Below are 19,717 nucleotides of genomic sequence, written 5' to 3'. Positions count from 1 at the left end.
CGGGGTCGAACTCAATATGGCTGCACCGAACACACTGAACACAGACTTCGACCTGATGCGGTCGGTCGCGGGCATGACGGACGCCCGCAACGACGAAATCCGGGCCATGCTGCAAGCGTTCATCGGCCGCATGACCGGAGTGCCGCCATCGGTATGGGGTGGGGTCGCGGCCGGGCGCTTCAAAGATGTGGTGGATCGCTGGAACGCCGAGTCGTTGCGGCTCTATCACGTCCTGCACGCGATAGGCGAGACCATTCGGCACAACGCGGCCAGCCTGCAGGAGGCCGGAAACGACCACGCAGGCCACATTGCCGCCGCCGGCGGACAACTGTGATCGAGAGGATCATCCGTGGAATCTTCGCTCTCCTATGACTTCGGCGAAATCGAGTATTCGGTTCGCCAGGAAATCCACACCACGTCGGCCCGTTTCAATGCGGCGCTGGAAGAACTGAGATCGCAGATCGCCCCGTTGCAGCAGCTCTGGACCCGCGAGGCGGCGGCCGCCTACCAGGTTGAGCAGCAGAAGTGGCACCAGGCGGCGACCGCCCTCAACGAGATATTGGTCGATCTGGGAAACGCGGTGCGCGACGGCGCGGACCAGGTGGCGGACGCCGATCGGCGGGCGGCGCACGTCTGGGGAGGGTAGCCGCGCCCATAGTCGTCTGTGTGGTCCCGGCGGGGGAGAGCCGTCGGGACCACACAGTCGTTTTGACCTGCGGGGACACCCGTCGGTAAGCTGCTCGGTTGGCGTGCGGTACGCCGGGGCCTCGGGTCAATGTCGGTCGCCGAGACTCACCCCAACCGCGAACGCCTGACCGGCACCCGGCTCGACCCGGGATCCACCTCGAGAAAGAAAAGGTAAGCGCTGTGCCCACCTACGCGCCAAAGGCGGGTGACACCACGCGGTCGTGGTACGTCATCGACGCCACGGACGTGGTGCTTGGCCGCCTTGCCGTCGCGGCAGCCACCCTGTTGCGCGGCAAGCACAAGCCGACGTTCGCCCCCAATGTCGATGGCGGTGACTTCGTCATCGTCATCAACGCCGACAAGGTCGCCCTTTCCGGCGACAAACTGCAGAGCAAGCTGGCTTACCGCCACTCGGGGTATCCCGGCGGCCTGCACTCGCGCACGACCGGCGAGCTGATGGAAAAGCACCCCGACCGCGTCGTCGAGAAGGCGATCGTCGGGATGCTGCCCAAGAACAAGCTCAGCCGTCAGATCCAGCGCAAACTCCACGTCTACGCTGGCCCGGAGCACCCGCACGCCGCTCAGAAGCCGGTTCCGTACGAGATCAAGCAGGTGGCCCAGTGACCGAAACAACCGAGGCCCTGGAGGATTCAGAAACCACGGCCACCCCGGAAACCCCGGACGTCCCGGCCGAGGCGCCCGCCCCCGCGGCCGCCGAGTCCTTCGTCTTCGACCGGCCCATCCAGACCGTCGGCCGCCGCAAGGAGGCCGTGGTGCGGGTGCGCCTGGTGCCCGGCACCGGCAAGTTCGACCTCAACGGCCGCAGCCTGGAGGACTACTTCCCCAACAAGGTGCACCAGCAGCTCATCAAGGCCCCGCTGGTCACGGTCGACCGGGTGGAGAACTTCGACATCTTCGCCCTCCTGCACGGCGGCGGGCCCTCGGGCCAGGCCGGCGCGCTGCGGCTGGGCATCGCCCGGGCGCTGATCGTGGCGCAGCCGGAGGACCGGCCCGCGCTGAAGAAGGCCGGCTTCCTCACCCGTGACCCGCGCGCCACCGAGCGCAAGAAGTACGGCCTGAAGAAGGCCCGCAAGGCGCCTCAGTACAGCAAGCGCTGATCAACCATCACTTTCTGGCCGCGACGGGGCCTCAAACGGGGAAGTCACGCGCGTTCTTCGGCGTGTCTGCGCGCAAACGCGCCCCGTTTCGGTCAGAAAAGAACGGGCACGTTAGGTGCTGAACCGTCGATTGTGAGAGGTTTGTCCGCATGGGCCGACTATTCGGCACCGATGGTGTCCGCGGGGTCGCCAATCGGGAGTTGACCGCCGAGCTGGCGCTGGCGCTGGGCGCCGCCGCCGCCCGGCACCTGGCGAGGTCGGGCGGACCGGGCCGGCGCGTCGCCGTGATCGGGCGCGACCCCCGGGCCAGCGGCGAGATGCTGGAGGCCGCGGTGATAGCCGGGCTGACCAGCCAGGGCGTCGACGCGTTGCGGGTCGGCGTGCTCCCCACCCCCGCGGTGGCCTACCTGACCGGCGCGTATGACGCCGACTTCGGGGTGATGATCTCGGCGTCGCACAACCCGATGCCCGACAACGGCATCAAGATCTTCGGCCCGGGCGGGCGCAAGCTCGACGACGACACCGAAGATCAAATTGAGGCGCTGGTCGCTGATATCCCTGCCGAACCCGGGCTGCGCCCCGTCGGCGCCGGCATCGGCCGCGTCATCGACGCCGAGGACGCCGCCGACCGCTACCTGCGCCACCTGAGCAAGGCCAGCACGCTGCGGCTCGACGGCCTGACCGTGGTGGTCGACTGCGCGCACGGCGCGGCGTCGTCGGTGGCGCCGCGCGCCTACCGCGCGGCCGGCGCCCGGGTGATCGCGATCAACGCCGACCCCAACGGCCTGAACATCAACGACAACTGCGGCTCCACCCACCTGGATTCGCTGCGCGCCGCGGTCATCGCGCACCGGGCCGACCTCGGCCTGGCCCACGACGGGGACGCCGACCGCTGCCTGGCCATCGACGCCAACGGCGACCTCGTCGACGGCGACGCCATCATGGTCGTCCTCGCGCTGGCGATGCGGGACGCCGGCGAGCTGTCCTCCGACACGTTGGTGGCCACCGTGATGAGCAACCTCGGGCTGCACCTGGCCATGCGCTCCGCCGGGATCACCGTGCGCACCACCGGCGTCGGCGACCGCTACGTCCTCGAGGAACTGCGGGCCGGCGACTACAGCCTCGGCGGCGAGCAGTCCGGCCACATCGTGATGCCCGCGCTGGGCTCCACCGGAGACGGCATCGTCACCGGGCTGCGCTTGATGAACCGGATGGTGCAGACCGACTCGTCACTGACCGCGCTCGCGGCGCCGATGAAGACGCTGCCGCAGGTGCTGATCAACGTGCGCGTCGCCGATAAGGACGTCGCCGCCGCGGCGCCCGCGGTGCGCACCGCGGTCGGCGACGCCGAGGCCGAACTCGGCGACACCGGCCGAATCCTGTTGCGCCCCTCCGGAACCGAGCCCGTGATCCGGGTCATGGTGGAAGCGCCCGAGGCGGACGTCGCGCAGCGGGTCGCGAATCGGGTGGCCGAGGCGGTCAGCTCCGCGCGCTGAACGCGGTTGGAACCCCGCCGCGTCGCCCGGCGTCGGATTAGGCATGAGATTCGACAGGGGAGTACGACCGGCCACCGTCGTGGCCCGCACCGAGATCGACGTAGCGGCGACGCACCGCATCGCCGGCCAATTCCGCGCCGCCGCCGACATCATCGACCGCGCCCTCAGTGATCAGCTGGGGCGGTTGGCTTTCGGCGGCCCCAGCGCGGGGCGGGCGCACACCGCGCGCGGCGAGGCGCTGCGGGCCGAGCTGGAGCGGCTGACCGCCGAAGTGGCGCAGTGGTCACGCGCATCGGTCGAGATCGCCGCCGCCCTGCGGGCGAGTGCCGACCGCTATGCCGACGCCGAACTGTATGCCGCAGCACGGATCGCCTGATCGTGGCCGACCGGTTGGACGTCGCGGAGCGCCTCACCGAGGGCCTGCCCGCCGTCGAGCACACCCAGAGTTACGTGCAGGCCTGCCATGCCCTGGGTTACCACCATCCCGAACTGACGGCACACCCTTCTCAGGTACGCGAGTGGTACGGCACCGAGGACGGCCTGGACCTGCGCGCCCTCGACCGCGACTGCGCGGAACTGCGGGCGGCGGGTGAGGCGGTCATGGAAGCACTGCGGATACAGCGCACGCAGGCGGCCGAGCTGGCGGCGGCGTGGACCGGGCCGGGCGGGGACGCCGCGGTGCGGTGTCTGGAGCGCCACTGCGACACCGCCAGCGCGGTGGCCACCGAACTGCGCGCGGCGGCCCAACGGTGCGAATCCCTGCGCGACAACCTGTGGTACCTGGTCGACACGAAGGTGGCGACCGCCATGGCCGTCGACGACCGCACACAGGCGCAGCGGCCGGCGTGGTTGGCCGCCGCCGCGGCGGTCACGGCTGGGGTGGGGGATCGGCAGGCCGCCGAAGAGGTCGTGCGCACACAGGTAATGCCGTACGTGGACAACGAGATTCGCGACGATTGGCTGACCACGATGCGCTCGACGCGCGATGGTGTGGCGACCTCCTACGACATGGTCACCGACAGGATGTCCGCCGTGCCGACCGTGCGCTTCGAAGCCCCCGGTGATCTCGGACCCGGCTACCAGCCGTTGCGCCCGTCCCCGCCCAGCGAACCGCCGGTCGCCGTCACACCCGCGGCCGCGGCCCCGGTTCCGTCGGTGGATCCGGTTCCGGGCCCACCGGCGGAACCGGCTCCGACCGCGGCCACGCTCGCGCCGGCTCCGATTCCGGCTGCGCCGCAGCCGGACTGGGGCACCGCGCTGGGGGATGGCGCCGGCATGCCGGCGGGCGATCTGGGCGGTGGGCTCGGTGGCGGTGGTGCCGGTCTCCTCGGGTTGGCCAGCAGGATCGTCGACGCGGTCGGCGGTGTCCTCGGTGCGGCCGGCGACGAGTCTGGCTCCGCCGATCCCTTCGGTGACGGAGATGCGTTCGGCGAGAACCCCTTTGAGGCCGACGATGAGGACGACGCCGACGAGAAGGACGACGAGCCCGCGAAAACGGAAGACGTCGACGACAGCGAGGAAGCCACGCCCGACGCGGCTCAACCGGTCGACGCGCCGGCGACGGCGGGCGCACCGGCGCCCGCGGAACCGCCACCCCCGGCTGCCGCGCCGGTCGACCCGCCCGCACCGGCGGCCGCTCCAGCGGCGGGCGAGCCGGCACCTCCGGCCACCGATGGGAAGACGCCCTGCGAGATCGCGGCCGACCAGCTGCCGCAGGCGGGGCAGTGACGGCTCAGGCCGGGCGCAGCTGCAGCACGTCCTCGACGAAACGCACGGATTCGGCCCGGTCGGTGGCCAGCGGGCTGAGCAACAGCGTCGTCACCCCGGCCTCGGCGAAGGCGGCCAGGCGTTCGGCGACGTACCCGCGCGGGCCGACCAGCGACATGCCCCGCACCAGTTCGTCGGGCACCGCGTCGATGGCCTCCTTCTTGCGGCCGGACAGGTACAGCTCCTGGATGCGGTCGGCGACCTCGCCGAACCCGTAGCGCGTCGCCAGGGCGTGATAGAAATTGCGGCCCTTGGCGCCCATCCCGCCGAGGTACAGGCCCAGCTGCGGCTTGACCCACGCCAGGCGGTCGTCGACGTCGTCGCCGATGGCAACCGACGCGTGCACCATGACGTCCAGCGGCCCGAGCGCCGGATCCCGCTTGGCCGCACCGGCCGCCAGCGCCTCGCCCCACACCGACGCGGCCTTGTCCGGCAGGTAGAAGACGGGCTGCCAGCCTTCGGCGATCTCGGCGGTGAGCTCGACATTCTTCGGGCCCAGCGCGGCGATCGTGATCGGAATACGTTCGCGCACAGGGTGATTGATGAGCTGCAGGGCCTTGCCCAGGCCCGTTCCGCGGTCCGGCGGCAGCGGGATCTGGTAGTGCTTGCCGTTGTACTGCAACCGTTCCCGGCGCCACACCTTCCGGCAGATCTCCACGATCTCGCGGGTGCGGCCCAGCGGCGCGTCGAACTCGACGCCGTGGAAGCCCTCGATCACCTGCGGCCCGGACGTACCGATCCCCAGCCGGAAGCGCCCGTCGGACACGAAGTCCAGCCCCGCGGCCGTCATCGCCAGCAGCGAGGGCGTGCGGATGTAGATGGGAAACACTCCCGAGGCCAACTCGACGGTGTTCGTCTTGGCGGCCAGGTACCCGAGTTGGCTCACCGCGTCGAAGGCGTACGCCTCGGCCACCACGGCGATGTCGATGCCGGCCTTCTCGAGTTCGACGACGCGGTCCACGGCCTGGTGAAAGCCGCCCGAATAATCCAGAGCGATCCCGATACGCATCCACGACAGATACCACGGCAGCTACCGGCGGCTGCGAGGGCTCGGGAACTTCAGCCCGCCGAGGTACCCGTCGGCCGTCGTCAGCAGGGCGCAGGATGTCGTTGCCGGAGAAGGAGACCGGGCCGGACTACCCAGTTACCGCATCACTTCAACAGCGCGACGATCTTCTCTTCCAGGGCAACCGGCGCCGCCTCGGGATCGAGCGGATCCGTCTTGGGCAGGTGGGCGACGGGATCGGCGAAGTCGCGGTAGGTCTTGTCGCCGCCCAACGTATAGAGCAAATAGCCGGTGAGCAGCGCGCGGACCGTGCGCTGCGTGCGCCGGTGCGGGCTGGCCAGTCCGAACACCTTGGTCAACCGCCGGCCCTCCACGAGTCCGCCGGGCTGTGCCTTGCTGACGATGCGCAGCGTGGCCGCGTCCCACGCCCGGGACAGCGACAGGGCATTGGACGTCAGCGACTGCGGATCCCCCGGCGCGGTCAAGATCAACCCGGGCAGCTTCAGCGTCGTCGCCGGGGCCTCGGCCGGGGGGCTGGTGACGGCGGGAAACAGCGCCGCCGCCGCGGCCAGCTTGTTGGGCATGCCGGCGGCGGCGAACACCGCGGCCGAGCCGCCGAAACCGTGTCCGGCCACGCCGAGTTTGGCGGGATGCACGCTGATCTTGCCCGGCCCCAGCCGCACACCGGACACGATGTCCAGCGCGGTGCCGAGGTCGGAGGCGAAGTTCAGGACGGAGGGGGCCAGCCCGCGCTCGGTGTCGGGAGCGCCGGCCACGATGCCCCAGGACGCGAGATGTTCGAGCAGACCCGCATAGTTGGCGGCCTTGGTGAGCCAGTCGTGACCGAATGCGATCCCGGGCAGATTCAGCCCCTCCTCCGGGGTGTACACCACCCCCGGCAACCCGGCAAATGCCAGGTCACCGCGCAAAACGCGATGCGGGCCACGGCGGCTGAGGGCTGCGACGAGCTTGCGGGTGCGGGCCACGCGTCGACGTTAGCGCATCGCGCTCAGGCCCTGACCTCGATCACGCCGACCCGCCAGAGCACCGCATACACCTGGCGCAGCGGGATGCTCAGCAACCGGGCGGCCGCGTCCACCATGGGGTCGCCACCGCCGATCGGCTCGCGGCGGCGCCGCTTGGCTGCCGGTTTCGGTGCCGGCGCCAGCGTCAAGCCGGCCGCGGTCGAAGTAGTCACCACATCGTCGAACAGAACCGCAGTCATGATTCTCCCCTTGAAGAAGGCTACAAAAATTTAGGATTAACACTTGTGAACGTTTATCTATCCGGCGGTTTACTTGTCTGTGCCCCGCCGAATTAACGGCAGATTTTCAAACGCGAATACCGGTAGCTGGACTATCGGCTTTGATGTCAGTCATAAACGGTTTTTGGTGAACTGATTTGGTCGCGCTGCGCGCATGAGCACCGGCAAATCAAGCGATTCACCAGCTAGAGGGATCAAGCGGGCGTCAACAGACTGTCCTTTCTGCTGGCTTCGACGGTTGCCAGTCGTGGCCGATATGCAGAATTTTAGGTAGCTGTATTGCTAGATCGATGGCCCAGATGAAAACGCCGCAAATACATCAGGTGAAAAAGCTTCTACCGTTTATGAAGACGGCATGAAGAGGACGGTCGGCGTTCCTTGCGGTGGAAATCCGGGCGGATTGGTCCACGACGTCCACCCTGGCGGCGACCGCCGTCGCGGGCGAAAGGGGGGCGCAGCCGGCGGCGCCCGGCTCTTCGGCCGTCAACGTGGGCCTTTTCCGCAGGTGGGCGCCCTATTGTGAGCGTCGGCATGCCGTGGTGGGCCGACGGCTGCACTACCCTGGTGTGAATGTGCGGAATCGTCGGCTACGTCGGGCAGCAGCCTGCCTGCAAGGTCGTCATGGATGCGCTGCGCCGGATGGAGTACCGGGGCTACGACTCGTCGGGGATCGCACTGGTCAACGGCGCCGGGACGCTCACCGTGTGCCGCCGCGCCGGACGGCTGGCCAACCTGGAGGACGCGGTCGCCCAGATGCCGCCGGAGTCACTCGGCGGCACGACCGGCCTCGGCCACACCCGCTGGGCCACCCACGGGCGCCCCACCGACCGCAACGCGCACCCGCACCGCGACGCCGCCGGCAAGATCGCGGTCGTCCACAACGGCATCATCGAGAACTACCCGAGCCTGCGCCACGAGCTGGAGGCCCTGGGCGTGGAATTCACCAGCGACACCGACACCGAGGTCGCGGTGCATCTGGTGGCGCAGGCCTACCGGCACGGCGACACCGCGGGTGACTTCGCCGCCTCGGTGCTGGCGGTGCTGCGGCGGCTGGAGGGCCACTTCACGCTGGTGTTCACCAACGCCGACGAGCCCGGCACCATCGTGGCGGCCCGCCGCTCCACCCCGCTGGTGATCGGGATCGGCGACGGCGAGATGTTCGTCGGCTCCGATGTGGCCGCGTTCATCCCGCACACCCGCAACGCCATCGAACTCGGGCAGGACCAGGCCGTGGTGATCACCGCCGACGGCTACCGGATCACCGACTTCGACGGCAACGCCGACGTCGAGTACCGCGAATTCCACATCGACTGGGACCTGGCCGCCGCGGAAAAGGGCGGCTACGAGTACTTCATGCTCAAGGAGATCGCCGAGCAGCCCGCCGCGGTGGCCGACACCCTGCTCGGGCACTTCGTCGACGGCCGGATCGTGCTCGACGAGCAGCGGCTCTCCGACCAGGAGCTCCGCGAGATCGACAAGGTGTTCGTGGTGGCCTGCGGCACCGCGTATCACTCCGGGCTGCTCGCGAAATACGCGATCGAGCACTGGACCCGGCTGCCGGTGGAGGTGGAGCTCGCGAGCGAGTTCCGCTACCGGGATCCGGTGCTGGACCGCAGCACGCTGGTGGTCGCCATCTCGCAATCTGGGGAAACCGCCGACACCCTCGAAGCGGTGCGGCACGCCAAGGAGCAGAAGGCCAAGGTGCTGGCCATCTGCAACACCAACGGCTCGCAGATCCCCCGCGAATGCGACGCGGTGCTCTACACCCGCGCCGGCCCCGAGATCGGCGTCGCCTCGACGAAGACGTTCCTCGCGCAGATCACCGCCAACTACCTGGTGGGTCTGGCGCTGGCGCAGGCCCGCGGCACCAAGTACCCCGACGAGGTGGAGCGGGAGTACCAGGAGCTGGAAGCCATGCCGGACCTGGTCGCGCGGGTGCTGGCGATGATCGAGCCGGTGGCCGCCCTGGCGTATCGGTTCGCGCAGTCCTCGACCGTGCTGTTCCTGGGCCGCCACGTCGGCTACCCGGTGGCGCTGGAAGGCGCGCTGAAACTCAAGGAACTGGCGTACATGCACGCCGAGGGATTCGCCGCCGGTGAACTCAAGCACGGGCCCATCGCGCTGATCGAGGACGACCTGCCCGTCATCGTCGTCATGCCCTCGCCCAAGGGGCAGGCCACGCTGCACTCCAAGCTGCTGTCGAACATCCGCGAGATCCAGGCCCGCGGCGCCGTCACCATCGTGATCGCCGAAGAGGGCGACGACACCGTGCGGCCCTATGCCGACCACCTGATCGAAATCCCATCGGTGTCAACCCTTTTGCAGCCGCTGCTGTCCACCATCCCGCTTCAGGTGTTCGCCGCGTCGGTCGCCCAGGCGCGAGGTTACGACGTTGACAAACCGCGAAACCTCGCCAAGTCCGTCACCGTGGAATAGTTCCGCCGCTTCGGCTGTATCGCCGCCAGACCCGCGGCGGTTCCGTTAGATTGCCTTGGGAAACAAGCCTTCCATAGCGGTAGGAGAAGCATGCGGTCGGCGGCCAGAAGATTCGCCGCGGTGGGCATCGTCGTGCTCATCGTCGGGACCTACGTCGCGTTGGTCGAGCTCTACCAGAACACGGTCGAAGCGGTTGCGGCCGGCACACTGAGCGACAACGCGGAGACGGCCAGCCAGACTATGGCGACTTTGACCGCGGAGGAGATGCAGCCGAACTTCAGCGCGGTGGTCGTCAACGTCGCCGTGGCACCCGGGCCCGCGATGTTGGATCCGGTCACCCACCGTCTCAATGAAGACCTCATGGTGCGCGTCAGATCGTCGGCCCAGCCCAGCCGGCGCGACTACACGAAAGGCATGCTTCCCGGCGTCTTTCCGCTCCCGCTGACCATTGCGGGTCACGTCGAACGCTGGCCGTTCGACAGCTACACCTCGGGACCGATCGAGGTGCAGTTGTTCCACGGTGGCGACACGACGAAACCGCCGGAACTCATTCCGGTGCGACTCGTCGACCACTTGCCCGGATTCAAGGTTTCCGCGGCCAAGTTCGCCGGCCACGAGGGGTACCGCCTGAGCGTGCGCCGCGCGCTGAGTACCGCGGTGTTCGGGATCGTGATTTGCGGCGTGCTCATCGCCATCGCCGGCCTGGGTCTGTTCGTGGCTATTCAGACGATGCGTGACCGGCGGAAGTTCCAGCCGCCGATGACGACGTGGTATGCGGCGATGCTCTTCGCCGTGGTACCCCTGCGCAACGCGCTTCCCGGCTCGCCGCCGTTCGGGGCCTGGATCGACGTGACCATCGTGCTCTGGGTGATCGTCGCGCTGGTGATAGCGATGCTGCTCTACATCGCCTGCTGGTGGCGCCACCTCAGGCCTGAGGTCCCCGAGGTCGCCGCCGCCCCGCCGCCGGATCCGGTCCCGGCGCCATCGGGCTGACACCCCGGTCGCATCAACGCATTTCGTCATCGAGTAGGGGGTGGTCATGAAGTTTGGCGTGATAGCACTGATCGTGGGCGTCGTCGGGGCCTACGTCGCCTCGGTCGCGCTGTACGCCAACAGTGGGGGGCACCATAACCACCCGCAGACGGGGGCCGGGGGCGACCGCAGCACGGCGACGTTGGTGGTCGAGGACATCCAGTCGAACTACAGCGTGCTGATGGCCAACCTGTCCATCTCGCCGGGATCGGGTCTGCTCGATCCGCAAACCGGGCATCTCAACCAAGACCTCGGCCTCCGCGTGCGATCCGTGGCGACGCCGACCCGCCGCACCTGGACCAAGGGCATGCTGCCCGGCGTCTTCCCCGTCCCGCTGACGATCGCGGGGGAAATCGAGAATTGGCCCTTCGACCGCTACGGTTCGGGGCCGATAGAGATCGAGCTCATGCGCGGCGGCAGCGACACCGTCGCCGAGCGGTTACCGGTGACCTTCGTCAACCATCTTTCGGGTTGGCAGGTATCCACCGACGGGTCCGGCCCCTACCGCGTCAGCGTGCACCGCTCGCTGAGCGCCGCGGCGTTCGGCATCGTGATCTGCGCCGTGCTGATCGCCATCGCCGCACTGGGCCTCTTCGTCGCCGTTCAGACGCTGCGCAACCGCCGGAAGTTTCAGCCCCCGATGACGACGTGGTACGCGGCGATGCTGTTCGCGGTGGTGCCGTTGCGCAATGCGCTTCCCGGCTCGCCGCCGTTCGGCGGCTGGATCGACGTCACCCTCGTGCTGTGGGTGCTTGTCGTCTTGGTGGTGTCCATGCTGCTCTACATCGCCTGCTGGTGGCGGCATCTGAGGCCCGAGGTGACTGCGGCGCCGGCGAACTCCGTATGAGGTTCGCAGTCGTAGGTCTCGTCGTGTCCATCCTTGCGGCATACGTCGCGTCGGTTGCGCTGTACGCCCAAAGCCGGACGGCGCATCACCGGGCGGAAGTCCCGGTCGGGGGCAATACCAGTACGGCGACATTTTCGGTCGAAGACATTCAGTCGAATTACAGCGTTCTTGTTGTCAACCTCGCGATTTCACCCGGATCGGCACTGCTTGATCCGCAGACCCAGCACCTCAACGAAGACCTCAGCCTCTGGGTCAGGTCCGCGGCGACGCCCACCCGTCGCACCTGGACGAAGGGCATGCTGCCCGGCGTATTTCCGGTCCCGGTGACTATCGCGGGTGAAATCGAACGGTGGCCCTTCGATCACTACGATTCGGGGCCGATCGAGGTCGAACTCTTGCACGGGGGCGAAGGTGGCGTTCCCGAGCGCTTGCCCGCCACGTTCGTCAACCACCTTCCCGGCTGGCAGGTCACCGCCAGTAACGGCGGGGGGCTCGGTCCGTACCGCGTGACTCTGCAGCGGTCGCTGAGCGCGGCGGCGTTCGGCATCGTCATCTGCGGTGTGCTCATCGCCATTGCCGGGCTCGGTCTCTTCGTTGCGGTCCAGACGCTGCGTGATCGGCGCAAGTTTCAGCCGCCGATGACGACCTGGTACGCGGCAATGCTTTTCGCGGTGGTGCCGTTGCGCAACGCGCTTCCCGGTTCGCCGCCGTTCGGTGGCTGGATCGACATCACGATCGTGCTCTGGGTGCTCGTCGTGCTGGTGATCTCGATGCTGCTCTACATCGCCTGCTGGTGGCGGCACTTGCGACCCGACGCCCAACAGCCCGGCGTGCACGCCGCTTAGGTGCAGCAACCCCACCGTCGGCGTGCGAAGGTAATGACGTGACGAAAGCACCGGTGCGGTCCCGACTGCGCAGCATGGGACTCGCCGTCTGGCACTACGTCAGCCAGGCGCCGCTGACGTACGGGTGGTTGCTCGTCCTGCTGATCACGACGCTCGTGCAGCACTGGCTGCCCCAGCGGCAACTGCACTCGATGCTGATGCACCATTCCACCAACATCCATGGGCTGGCGCGGGACCCGCTCGACGTACTCTTTTCCAGCCTGCTGTGGATCGACGGCGACAACCTGGCCCCGTACCTGATCCTGTTCTCGTTGTTCCTGGCGCCCGCCGAACACTGGCTGGGCCAGTTACGCTGGCTCACAGTGGGATTGAGCGCCCACATCCTGTCCACCTACTTCAGCGAGGGGCTGCTCTATTTCGCGATCGAGCAACACGACGCGTCGGAGCGGCTGGTGCACGCCCGCGACATCGGCGTGAGCTACTTCCTGGTCGGGGTGATGGCCGTGCTGGCCTATCACATCGCCCGCCCGTGGCGCTGGGGTTACCTGGGCGTCCTGTTCATCATCTTCGGCTTCCCGTTGATCGCGATGGACCGTATTGAGCTGAACTTCACCGCGATCGGGCACTTCACCTCGATCCTCGTCGGGCTCTGCTTCTACCCGATGACACGGCACCAGGACCCCCGGCAGCTGAGCCCGGCGCGCCTGCGGGCCATCGGGCGCCGCCGCCGCTCGCCCGAGCCATCGGCCTGAGCCGCCTGGCCGCTGACCCGTAATGTGGCACTGGTGCGGCACTACTACTCCGTAGACGCGATCCGCCAGGCCGAGGCGCCGCTGCTGGCCAGCCTGCCCGACGGAGCCTTGATGCGGCGCGCGGCCTTCGGGCTGGCCGCCGAGATCCTCACCGAATTGCGGGCCCGCACCGGCGGGGTGGCCGGGCGCCGGGTGTGCGCGGTCGTCGGCTCGGGCGACAACGGCGGTGACGCGCTGTGGGCCGCCACCTTCGTGCGCCGGCGCGGCGCGGCCGCCGACGCGGTGCTGCTCAACCCGGAACGCACGCACCGCAAGGGGCTGGCGGCGTTCACCAAGGCAGGCGGGCGCATCGTCGAAAGTGTCTCGCCGACAACCGATCTCGTCATCGACGGGGTGGTGGGCATTTCCGGATCCGGCCCGCTGCGTCCGGCCGCGGCCGACGTTTTCGCCGCGGTGAATGACGCGGGCATCCCGGTGGTCGCCGTCGACATCCCCAGCGGCATCGACGTGGCCACCGGGGCGATCACCGGCCCCGCGGTGCGGGCGGCCCTGACGGTCACCTTCGGCGGGCTCAAACCCGTGCACGCGCTCGCCGACTGCGGCCGGGTGAAGCTGATCGACATCGGGCTCGACCTGCCGGACACCGACCTGCTGGGTTTCGAGGCCGCCGACGTGGCCGCCCGCTGGCCGGTGCCCGGGCCGCACGACGACAAGTACACCCAGGGCGTGACCGGTGTGATGGCCGGCTCGTCGACGTATCCGGGCGCGGCCGTGCTGTGCACCGGCGCCGCCGTCGCGGCGACGTCCGGCATGGTCCGCTACGCCGGCAGCGCGCACCGGGAGGTGCTCGCGCACTGGCCCGAGGTGATCGCGTCGCCCACCCCCGCGTCGGCCGGCAAGGTCCAATCCTGGGTCGTCGGGCCGGGATTGGGCACCGACGACACCGGGGCCGCCGCCTTGTGGTTCGCGCTGGAAACCGACCTGCCGGTGATCGTGGACGCCGACGGGCTGACGATCCTGGCCGCCCACCCCGAGCTGGTCGCCAACCGGAACGCGCCGACGGTGCTCACCCCGCACGCCGGGGAATTCGCTCGCCTGGCGGGCAGCCCACCGGGGGACGACCGGGTCGGCGCGTGCCAGAAGCTGGCCGACACCTTCGGCGCCACCGTGCTGCTGAAGGGAAACGTCACCGTCATCGCCGAACCGGGCGGCCCGGTGTACCTCAACCCGGCCGGGCAATCCTGGGCGGCCACCGCCGGTTCCGGCGACGTGCTGTCCGGCATGATCGGCGCGCTGCTCGCCGCGGGACTGCCGGCGGTCGAGGCCGCCGCGGCGGCCGCTTTCGTCCACGCGCGGGCCGCGGCGCTGTCGGCCGCCGACCCGGGCCCCGGTGACGCGCCGACGTCGGCGTCGCGCATCGTGCCGCACATCAGGGCCGCCCTGGCCGCCATATAGCGCCTTATCGAGAGGATTCCGCCGTGCCCCAACACCCGTCCCTGCCCGCCCACGCCATCGCCCCGGCCTACACCGGCCGCCTGTTCACCGCCCCGGTGCCCGCGTTGCGGCTGCCCGACGAATCGATGGACCCCGAGGCCGCCTACCGCTTCATCCACGACGAGCTGATGCTCGACGGCAGTTCGCGCCTGAACCTGGCCACGTTCGTCACCACGTGGATGGACCCGGAGGCCGGCCGGCTGATGGCAGAGACGTTCGACAAGAACATGATCGACAAGGACGAGTACCCGGCGACCGCGGCCATCGAGCAGCGCTGCGTGTGCATGGTGGCCGACCTGTTCCACGCCGAGGACCTGAACGACGCCGACCCCTACAGCGCGTGCGGGGTGTCCACGATCGGCTCCAGCGAGGCGGTCATGCTGGGGGGGCTGGCCATGAAATGGCGGTGGCGCCAGAAGGTCGGCAAGGACTGGAAGGGCCGCACCCCCAACCTGGTGATGGGCTCCAACGTCCAGGTGGTGTGGGAGAAGTTCTGTCGCTACTTCGACGTCGAGCCCCGCTATCTGCCGATGGAGGAGGGCCGCTACGTCATCACCCCGGAACAGGTCGTCGACGCCGTCGACGAGGACACCATCGGCGTGGTGGCGATCCTGGGCACCACCTACACCGGTGAACTGGAACCGGTCGCCGACATCTGCGGCGCGCTGGACAAGCTCGCGGCCGGCGGCGGGGTGGACGTCCCGGTGCACGTCGACGCCGCGAGCGGCGGGTTCGTGGTGCCCTTCCTGCACCCCGAACTGAAGTGGGACTTCCGGCTGCCCCGGGTGGTGTCGATCAACGTCAGCGGCCACAAGTACGGGCTGACGTACCCGGGTGTCGGCTTCGTGGTGTGGCGCAGCAAGGAGTATCTGCCCGACGAGCTGGTGTTCCGGGTCAACTACCTCGGCGGCGACATGCCGACCTTCACGCTGAACTTCTCCCGCCCCGGCAACCAGGTGGTCGGCCAGTACTACAACTTCCTGCGGCTGGGCCGCGACGGCTACACCAAGGTGATGCAGGCGCTGTCCGGGACGGCGCGGTGGCTGGGCGAGCAGCTGCGGGTCAGTGACCATTGCGAGCTCATCTCGGACGGTTCGGCAATTCCGGTGGTCGCCTTCCGGCTCGCCGGCGACCGCGGCTACACGGAGTTCGACGTCTCGCACGAGCTGCGCACCTACGGCTGGCAGGTGCCCGCGTACACCATGCCCGACAACGCCACCCATGTCTCGGTGCTGCGCATCGTGGTGCGCGAAGGGCTCTCGGCCGACCTGGCCCGCGCGCTGCACGACGACGCCGTTTCCGCCCTGACCTCGCTGGACAAGATCAAGCCCGGCGGCCACTACGACGCGCAGCACTTCGCGCACTGAGCCATCGGCCACACAAATGTGGCAGTTGTGACCATTGCGACGAGGCGGGGCGGTGGGCGGGCTGGTTCTGGGACAATGGCGGCTGTGGCCGTTACGCCGATATCGCTGACACCGGGCCTCCTCGGGGAGGCCGCGGTGGACCTGCGCGCCATCGAGCACAACGTGCGGTTGTTGTGTGAGCACGCCGGCCGCGCGCAGGTGATGGCCGTCGTCAAGGCCGACGGCTACGGCCACGGAGCCACCCCGTCCGCGCGGGCGGCGTTGGCCGGCGGGGCGGCCGAGCTGGGCGTGGCCACCGTCGCAGAAGCGCTGGCCCTGCGCGCCGACGGGATCACCGCGCCGGTGCTGGCCTGGCTGCACCCGCCCGGCATCGACTTCGGGCCCGCGCTGCTGGCCGACGTGGAGATCGCAGTCTCTTCGGAGCGTCAACTGGACGAGCTGCTGGATGCGGCGCACCGGACGGGCCGGACCGCCACGGTCACGCTCAAGGTCGACACCGGGCTGAACCGCAACGGCGTCCACCCCGCCAGGTATCCCTCGATGCTGACCGCGCTGCGCCGGGCCGTCGCCGAGGAAGCCGTCCGCCTGCGCGGGTTGATGTCGCACATGGTGTTCGCGGATCAACCGGCCAACCCCATCAACGACCTTCAGGCCCAACGCTTTAGCGACATGCTGACACAGGCGAGCGATCAGGGGGTGCGGTTCGAGGTCGCGCACCTGGCGAACTCGTCGGCCACCATGTCGCGTCCCGATCTGGCCTTCGACCTGGTGCGGCCCGGCGTCGCGGTGTACGGCCTGAGTCCGGTGCCCGAACTCGGGGACATGGGGTTGGTGCCGGCCATGACGGTGAAATGCCCTGTGGCGCTGGTCAAGTCGATTCGCGCGGGCGAGAGCGTGTCGTATGGGCACACCTGGACCGCGGAGCAGGACACGAATTTGGCCCTGCTGCCGATCGGCTACGCCGACGGTGTGTTCCGATCGCTGGGAGGACGATTGGACGTGCTGATCAACGGCAAGCGGCGGCAAGGGGTCGGGCGGATCTGCATGGACCAGTTCGTCGTCGACCTGGGGCCCGGCCGGACCGACGTGGCCGAAGGGGACGAGGCGATCCTGTTCGGGCCCGGCAGCAGCGGGGAACCCACCGCGCAGGACTGGGCCGACCTGCTCGGCACCATCCACTACGAAGTGGTGACCAGCCCGCGCGGGCGCATCACCAGGACCTATCGCGAGGCGCAAACCATTGAGCCCTGAGAGAACCCGCAGGCGCCAGAAGGGGGCTTGGCTTGCGGGAGGCGCGGGGGTGACTGCCCTCGCCACCATCGTTGGAGCCTCGGCCCGCCGTTCTATGATCCAGCGCAGCCGCGGCACCGACGATCCCTATGCCGACGAGGATTTCGAGACGATCGACGACGATCGCCGCTCCGTGGTAACCACCCCCGACGGCGTGTCGTTGGCGATCCGGGAAGCCGGCCCGGCGGATGCCCCGTTGACCATGGTCTTCGTTCACGGATTCTGTCTACGCATGGGCGCCTTCCATTTTCAGCGGACCCGGCTGCCCGAACAGGTGGGCCCGGGCGTCCGAATGGTCTTCTACGACCAGCGCGGGCACGGGCAATCCGGCGAGGCCGGGCCCGAAACCTACACACTGACCCAGCTCGGCCAGGACCTGGAGAGTGTGCTTGCGGTCGTCGCGCCGCGCGGGATGGTCGTGCTGGTCGGGCACTCCATGGGCGGCATGACGGTGTTGTCACACGCTCGCCAATTCCCCGGCCAGTATGGGCGCCGAATCGTCGGCGCCGCGCTGATTTCCTCCGCGGCGGAAGGCGTTGCCAGGTCGCCGCTGGGCGAGATCTTGAAAAACCCTGCGCTGGAAGCGTTCCGATTCACCGCGCGGTCCGCGCCGAAGCTGATGCACCGCGGCCGCAACGTGTCCCGCTCGTTGATCGGCCCGGTCCTGCGGGCGGCCTCCTTCAGCGACTTGCAGGTCAGCCGGAGCCTGGACGCCTTCTCGCAGCGGATGATGAACGGCACCCCGATCCCCACCATGGTGGAGTTCCTGGATGCCTTGGAACACCATGACGAGACCGCCGGCCTGTGGACCTTGCTGCGCATCCCCACCCTGATCGCCTGCGGTGACCACGACCTGCTGACCCCGGATGAATACTCGCGCAAGATGGCGGCCTCCCTGCCGCAGTCCGAGCTTGTCATCGTTGAGGGCGCCAGTCACCTTGCGCTGCTGGACAAGCCGGAGGCGATCAACGACGGGCTGGTTCGGCTGGTCAAGCGGGCCACCCCGGGCCGTGCCGCGCAGGCGGCCCGGTGGATGCGGGAAAGGCTGCCGCGCCGTGGGGGGTGAGGGCACGGCCACGCTGGAGCGCGTCGAGGACACCATCGCACTGGGCTCGCGGCTGGCCGAGGGGCTGCGCGCGGGTGACGTGGTGGTGCTCACCGGTCCGTTAGGTGCGGGAAAGACCGTGCTGGCCAAGGGGATTGCCGCGGCGATGGACGTCGACGGTCCGGTCACCTCGCCGTCGTACGTGCTGGCGCGGGTGCACCCGCCGCGGCGGACCGGCGCACCGGCGATGATCCACGTCGACATGTACCGGCTTTTGGACCAGGACCGCGCCGACCTGATGGGCGAGCTCGACTCGCTGGACCTGGAGACCGATCTCGACGATGCGGTCGTGGTCGTGGAGTGGGGCGAGGGCCTCGTCGAACGCCTCGCCGAGCGGCACCTCGACATTCGGCTGGAACGCCTCAGCGGATCCGACGTGCGGATCGCTTCGTGGCAGTGGGTGCGTTCATGAGCCTTCTGCTTGCCCTCGACACCTCCACACCGGCGGTCACCGCCGGGATCGTGCGCCGCGACGACCTGACCGTGCTGGCCGAGCGGGTCACCGTCGACGCCCGCGCGCACGCCGAACGGCTCACCCCGAACGTGCTGGACGCCCTCGCCGACGCCGGGCTGACGATGGCCGACCTCGATGCCGTCGTGGTGGGCTGTGGCCCCGGCCCGTTCACCGGACTGCGGGCCGGGATGGCGACCGCGGCCGCCTACGGGCATGCCCTGGGCATCCCGGTGCGCGGGGTGTGCAGCCTGGACGCCATCGGCGTGCGCACCACCGGTGAGACGTTGGTGGTCACCGACGCCCGTCGGCGCGAAATCTATTGGGCCCGTTACCGTGACGGGTTTCGGATGGAGGGCCCGGGGGTCAACGCCCCCGCCGACGTCGACCCGGGCGCAGCGCGGGCGGTGGCCGGCTCGAAGGAGCACGCGGCGCTGTTCGACCTGCCCCACCGCGGGCCGATCTATCCCACACCGGCCGGGCTCGTCGCCGCGGGCCAGGGGTCGTCACCGTCGAACAGCTGACGTTCGAGCTCGGCGCAGCGCGCCGCGTCGGCGGGGACCAGGGCGCCGAGCGTCACGGGCTCGCCCAGGGCGGTCATCCGCGCGCCGCCATCGGTTTGGCGTCGGGGCGGCGCAGATACAGCGCCACCAAGGGCAGCGGGCGCTGCGACCAATCGGGCACCGCGGCGACGAGCCCGGCCGGTGTGGGATAGATCGGCCCGCGGTGGGGCAGGTCGAACAGCGCCGCGTGCTCCTTC

At 69.2% G+C, this 19,717-nt stretch carries 20 protein-coding genes and 3 pseudogenes; 18 read left to right on the top strand and 5 right to left on the bottom strand.

The genetic code is table 11. The annotated features are described in order from the left end of the window. Positions 1 to 16: 16 nt before the first annotated feature. The 7 genes from A5697_RS13215 to A5697_RS13185 all read left to right on the top strand — a co-directional run bounded on the left by A5697_RS13215 (position 17) and on the right by A5697_RS13185 (position 5,029). Positions 17 to 334, top strand: a complete 318-nt coding sequence (locus tag A5697_RS13215) for a WXG100 family type VII secretion target (protein WP_068010924.1) — start codon at positions 17 to 19, stop codon at positions 332 to 334. A gap of 15 nt (positions 335 to 349) precedes the next feature. Then, positions 350 to 646: a WXG100 family type VII secretion target gene (locus tag A5697_RS13210; RefSeq protein WP_068010851.1), complete on the top strand. Its 297-nt coding sequence runs from the start codon at positions 350 to 352 to the stop codon at positions 644 to 646. Between the two features lie 221 nt (positions 647 to 867). Further along, positions 868 to 1,311, top strand: a complete 444-nt coding sequence (gene rplM, locus A5697_RS13205) for a 50S ribosomal protein L13 (protein WP_007172542.1) — start codon at positions 868 to 870, stop codon at positions 1,309 to 1,311. After that, entirely contained in the window at positions 1,308 to 1,805 is a 498-nt protein-coding gene (gene rpsI / locus A5697_RS13200) for a 30S ribosomal protein S9 (RefSeq protein WP_068010848.1), read from the top strand. The genes rplM and rpsI overlap by 4 nt, the downstream gene beginning before the upstream one ends. A gap of 149 nt (positions 1,806 to 1,954) precedes the next feature. Continuing rightward, the gene (gene glmM / locus A5697_RS13195; RefSeq protein WP_068010845.1) at positions 1,955 to 3,301 is read left to right on the top strand and encodes a phosphoglucosamine mutase; all 1,347 of its coding nucleotides are present in this window, start codon (positions 1,955 to 1,957) and stop codon (positions 3,299 to 3,301) included. 43 nt (positions 3,302 to 3,344) lie between these two features. Further along, positions 3,345 to 3,677, top strand: coding sequence for a type VII secretion target (locus A5697_RS13190; RefSeq protein ID WP_068010843.1), 333 nt, complete (start codon positions 3,345 to 3,347; stop codon positions 3,675 to 3,677). A 2-nt stretch (positions 3,678 to 3,679) separates the two neighbouring features. After that, on the top strand, positions 3,680 to 5,029 hold the full coding sequence (locus A5697_RS13185; RefSeq protein ID WP_068010841.1) for a hypothetical protein: 1,350 nt from the start codon (positions 3,680 to 3,682) through the stop codon (positions 5,027 to 5,029). A 4-nt stretch (positions 5,030 to 5,033) separates the two neighbouring features. On the opposite strand, the gene A5697_RS13180 is transcribed toward A5697_RS13185, so the two are convergent. The 3 genes from A5697_RS13180 to A5697_RS13170 form a co-directional block, all read right to left on the bottom strand. After that, a complete protein-coding gene (locus A5697_RS13180) occupies positions 5,034 to 6,077 on the bottom strand; it encodes an LLM class F420-dependent oxidoreductase (protein WP_067950732.1) in 1,044 nt (347 codons plus the stop codon). Between the two features lie 143 nt (positions 6,078 to 6,220). Further along, positions 6,221 to 7,060 (bottom strand): dienelactone hydrolase family protein, encoded by an 840-nt coding sequence (locus A5697_RS13175; RefSeq protein WP_068010839.1) that lies wholly within the window; start codon positions 7,058 to 7,060, stop codon positions 6,221 to 6,223. Positions 7,061 to 7,083: 23 nt separating this feature from the next. Next, positions 7,084 to 7,299, bottom strand: a complete 216-nt coding sequence (locus A5697_RS13170; RefSeq protein WP_068010837.1) for an Rv1535 family protein — start codon at positions 7,297 to 7,299, stop codon at positions 7,084 to 7,086. A 609-nt stretch (positions 7,300 to 7,908) separates the two neighbouring features. Between A5697_RS13170 and glmS the strand changes: the two genes are divergently transcribed. The 11 genes and pseudogenes from glmS to tsaB form a co-directional block, all read left to right on the top strand. Then, entirely contained in the window at positions 7,909 to 9,774 is a 1,866-nt protein-coding gene (glmS, locus tag A5697_RS13165; RefSeq protein ID WP_068010835.1) for a glutamine--fructose-6-phosphate transaminase (isomerizing), read from the top strand. Positions 9,775 to 9,864: 90 nt separating this feature from the next. Further along, positions 9,865 to 10,767: a DUF4436 domain-containing protein gene (locus A5697_RS13160; RefSeq protein ID WP_068010833.1), complete on the top strand. Its 903-nt coding sequence runs from the start codon at positions 9,865 to 9,867 to the stop codon at positions 10,765 to 10,767. 46 nt (positions 10,768 to 10,813) lie between these two features. Further along, a complete protein-coding gene (locus A5697_RS13155; RefSeq protein ID WP_068010831.1) occupies positions 10,814 to 11,653 on the top strand; it encodes a DUF4436 domain-containing protein in 840 nt (279 codons plus the stop codon). Further along, entirely contained in the window at positions 11,650 to 12,498 is an 849-nt protein-coding gene (locus A5697_RS13150) for a DUF4436 domain-containing protein (protein ID WP_068010828.1), read from the top strand. The genes A5697_RS13155 and A5697_RS13150 overlap by 4 nt, the downstream gene beginning before the upstream one ends. Before the next feature lie 74 nt (positions 12,499 to 12,572). Then, entirely contained in the window at positions 12,573 to 13,250 is a 678-nt protein-coding gene (locus tag A5697_RS13145; protein ID WP_068010826.1) for a rhomboid-like protein, read from the top strand. A 33-nt stretch (positions 13,251 to 13,283) separates the two neighbouring features. Beyond that, positions 13,284 to 14,705: a bifunctional ADP-dependent NAD(P)H-hydrate dehydratase/NAD(P)H-hydrate epimerase gene (locus tag A5697_RS13140; protein ID WP_068010922.1), complete on the top strand. Its 1,422-nt coding sequence runs from the start codon at positions 13,284 to 13,286 to the stop codon at positions 14,703 to 14,705. Between the two features lie 23 nt (positions 14,706 to 14,728). Then, on the top strand, positions 14,729 to 16,111 hold the full coding sequence (locus A5697_RS13135) for a glutamate decarboxylase (RefSeq protein WP_067944738.1): 1,383 nt from the start codon (positions 14,729 to 14,731) through the stop codon (positions 16,109 to 16,111). A gap of 84 nt (positions 16,112 to 16,195) precedes the next feature. Next, positions 16,196 to 17,362, top strand: coding sequence for an alanine racemase (alr, locus tag A5697_RS13130; protein ID WP_197500990.1), 1,167 nt, complete (start codon positions 16,196 to 16,198; stop codon positions 17,360 to 17,362). 49 nt (positions 17,363 to 17,411) lie between these two features. Continuing rightward, the gene (locus A5697_RS13125; protein ID WP_197500989.1) at positions 17,412 to 18,467 is read left to right on the top strand and encodes an alpha/beta fold hydrolase; all 1,056 of its coding nucleotides are present in this window, start codon (positions 17,412 to 17,414) and stop codon (positions 18,465 to 18,467) included. Further along, positions 18,457 to 18,918, top strand: coding sequence for a tRNA (adenosine(37)-N6)-threonylcarbamoyltransferase complex ATPase subunit type 1 TsaE (gene tsaE / locus A5697_RS13120; protein ID WP_068010821.1), 462 nt, complete (start codon positions 18,457 to 18,459; stop codon positions 18,916 to 18,918). The genes A5697_RS13125 and tsaE overlap by 11 nt, the downstream gene beginning before the upstream one ends. After that, a pseudogene (gene tsaB / locus A5697_RS13115) lies at positions 18,915 to 19,451 on the top strand (tRNA (adenosine(37)-N6)-threonylcarbamoyltransferase complex dimerization subunit type 1 TsaB); the annotation flags it as partial. The gene tsaE and the pseudogene tsaB, both read left to right, overlap by 4 nt. On the opposite strand, the pseudogene A5697_RS27190 reads toward tsaB, so the two are convergent. After that, a pseudogene (locus A5697_RS27190) lies at positions 19,445 to 19,558 on the bottom strand (ribosomal-protein-alanine N-acetyltransferase RimI); the annotation flags it as partial. The pseudogenes tsaB and A5697_RS27190 overlap by 7 nt on opposite strands. Next, positions 19,555 to 19,717 (bottom strand): annotated as a pseudogene (locus A5697_RS13110) (bifunctional tRNA (adenosine(37)-N6)-threonylcarbamoyltransferase complex dimerization subunit type 1 TsaB/ribosomal-protein-alanine acetyltransferase RimI); the annotation flags it as partial. The pseudogenes A5697_RS13110 and A5697_RS27190, both read right to left, overlap by 4 nt.

This window comes from Mycobacterium sp. E3251, from assembly GCF_001666835.1.
In the GTDB taxonomy this organism is placed as follows: domain Bacteria; phylum Actinomycetota; class Actinomycetes; order Mycobacteriales; family Mycobacteriaceae; genus Mycobacterium.
Note: the sequence above shows the minus strand (reverse complement) of the source record. Positions and strands in the feature narration are given on the sequence as shown.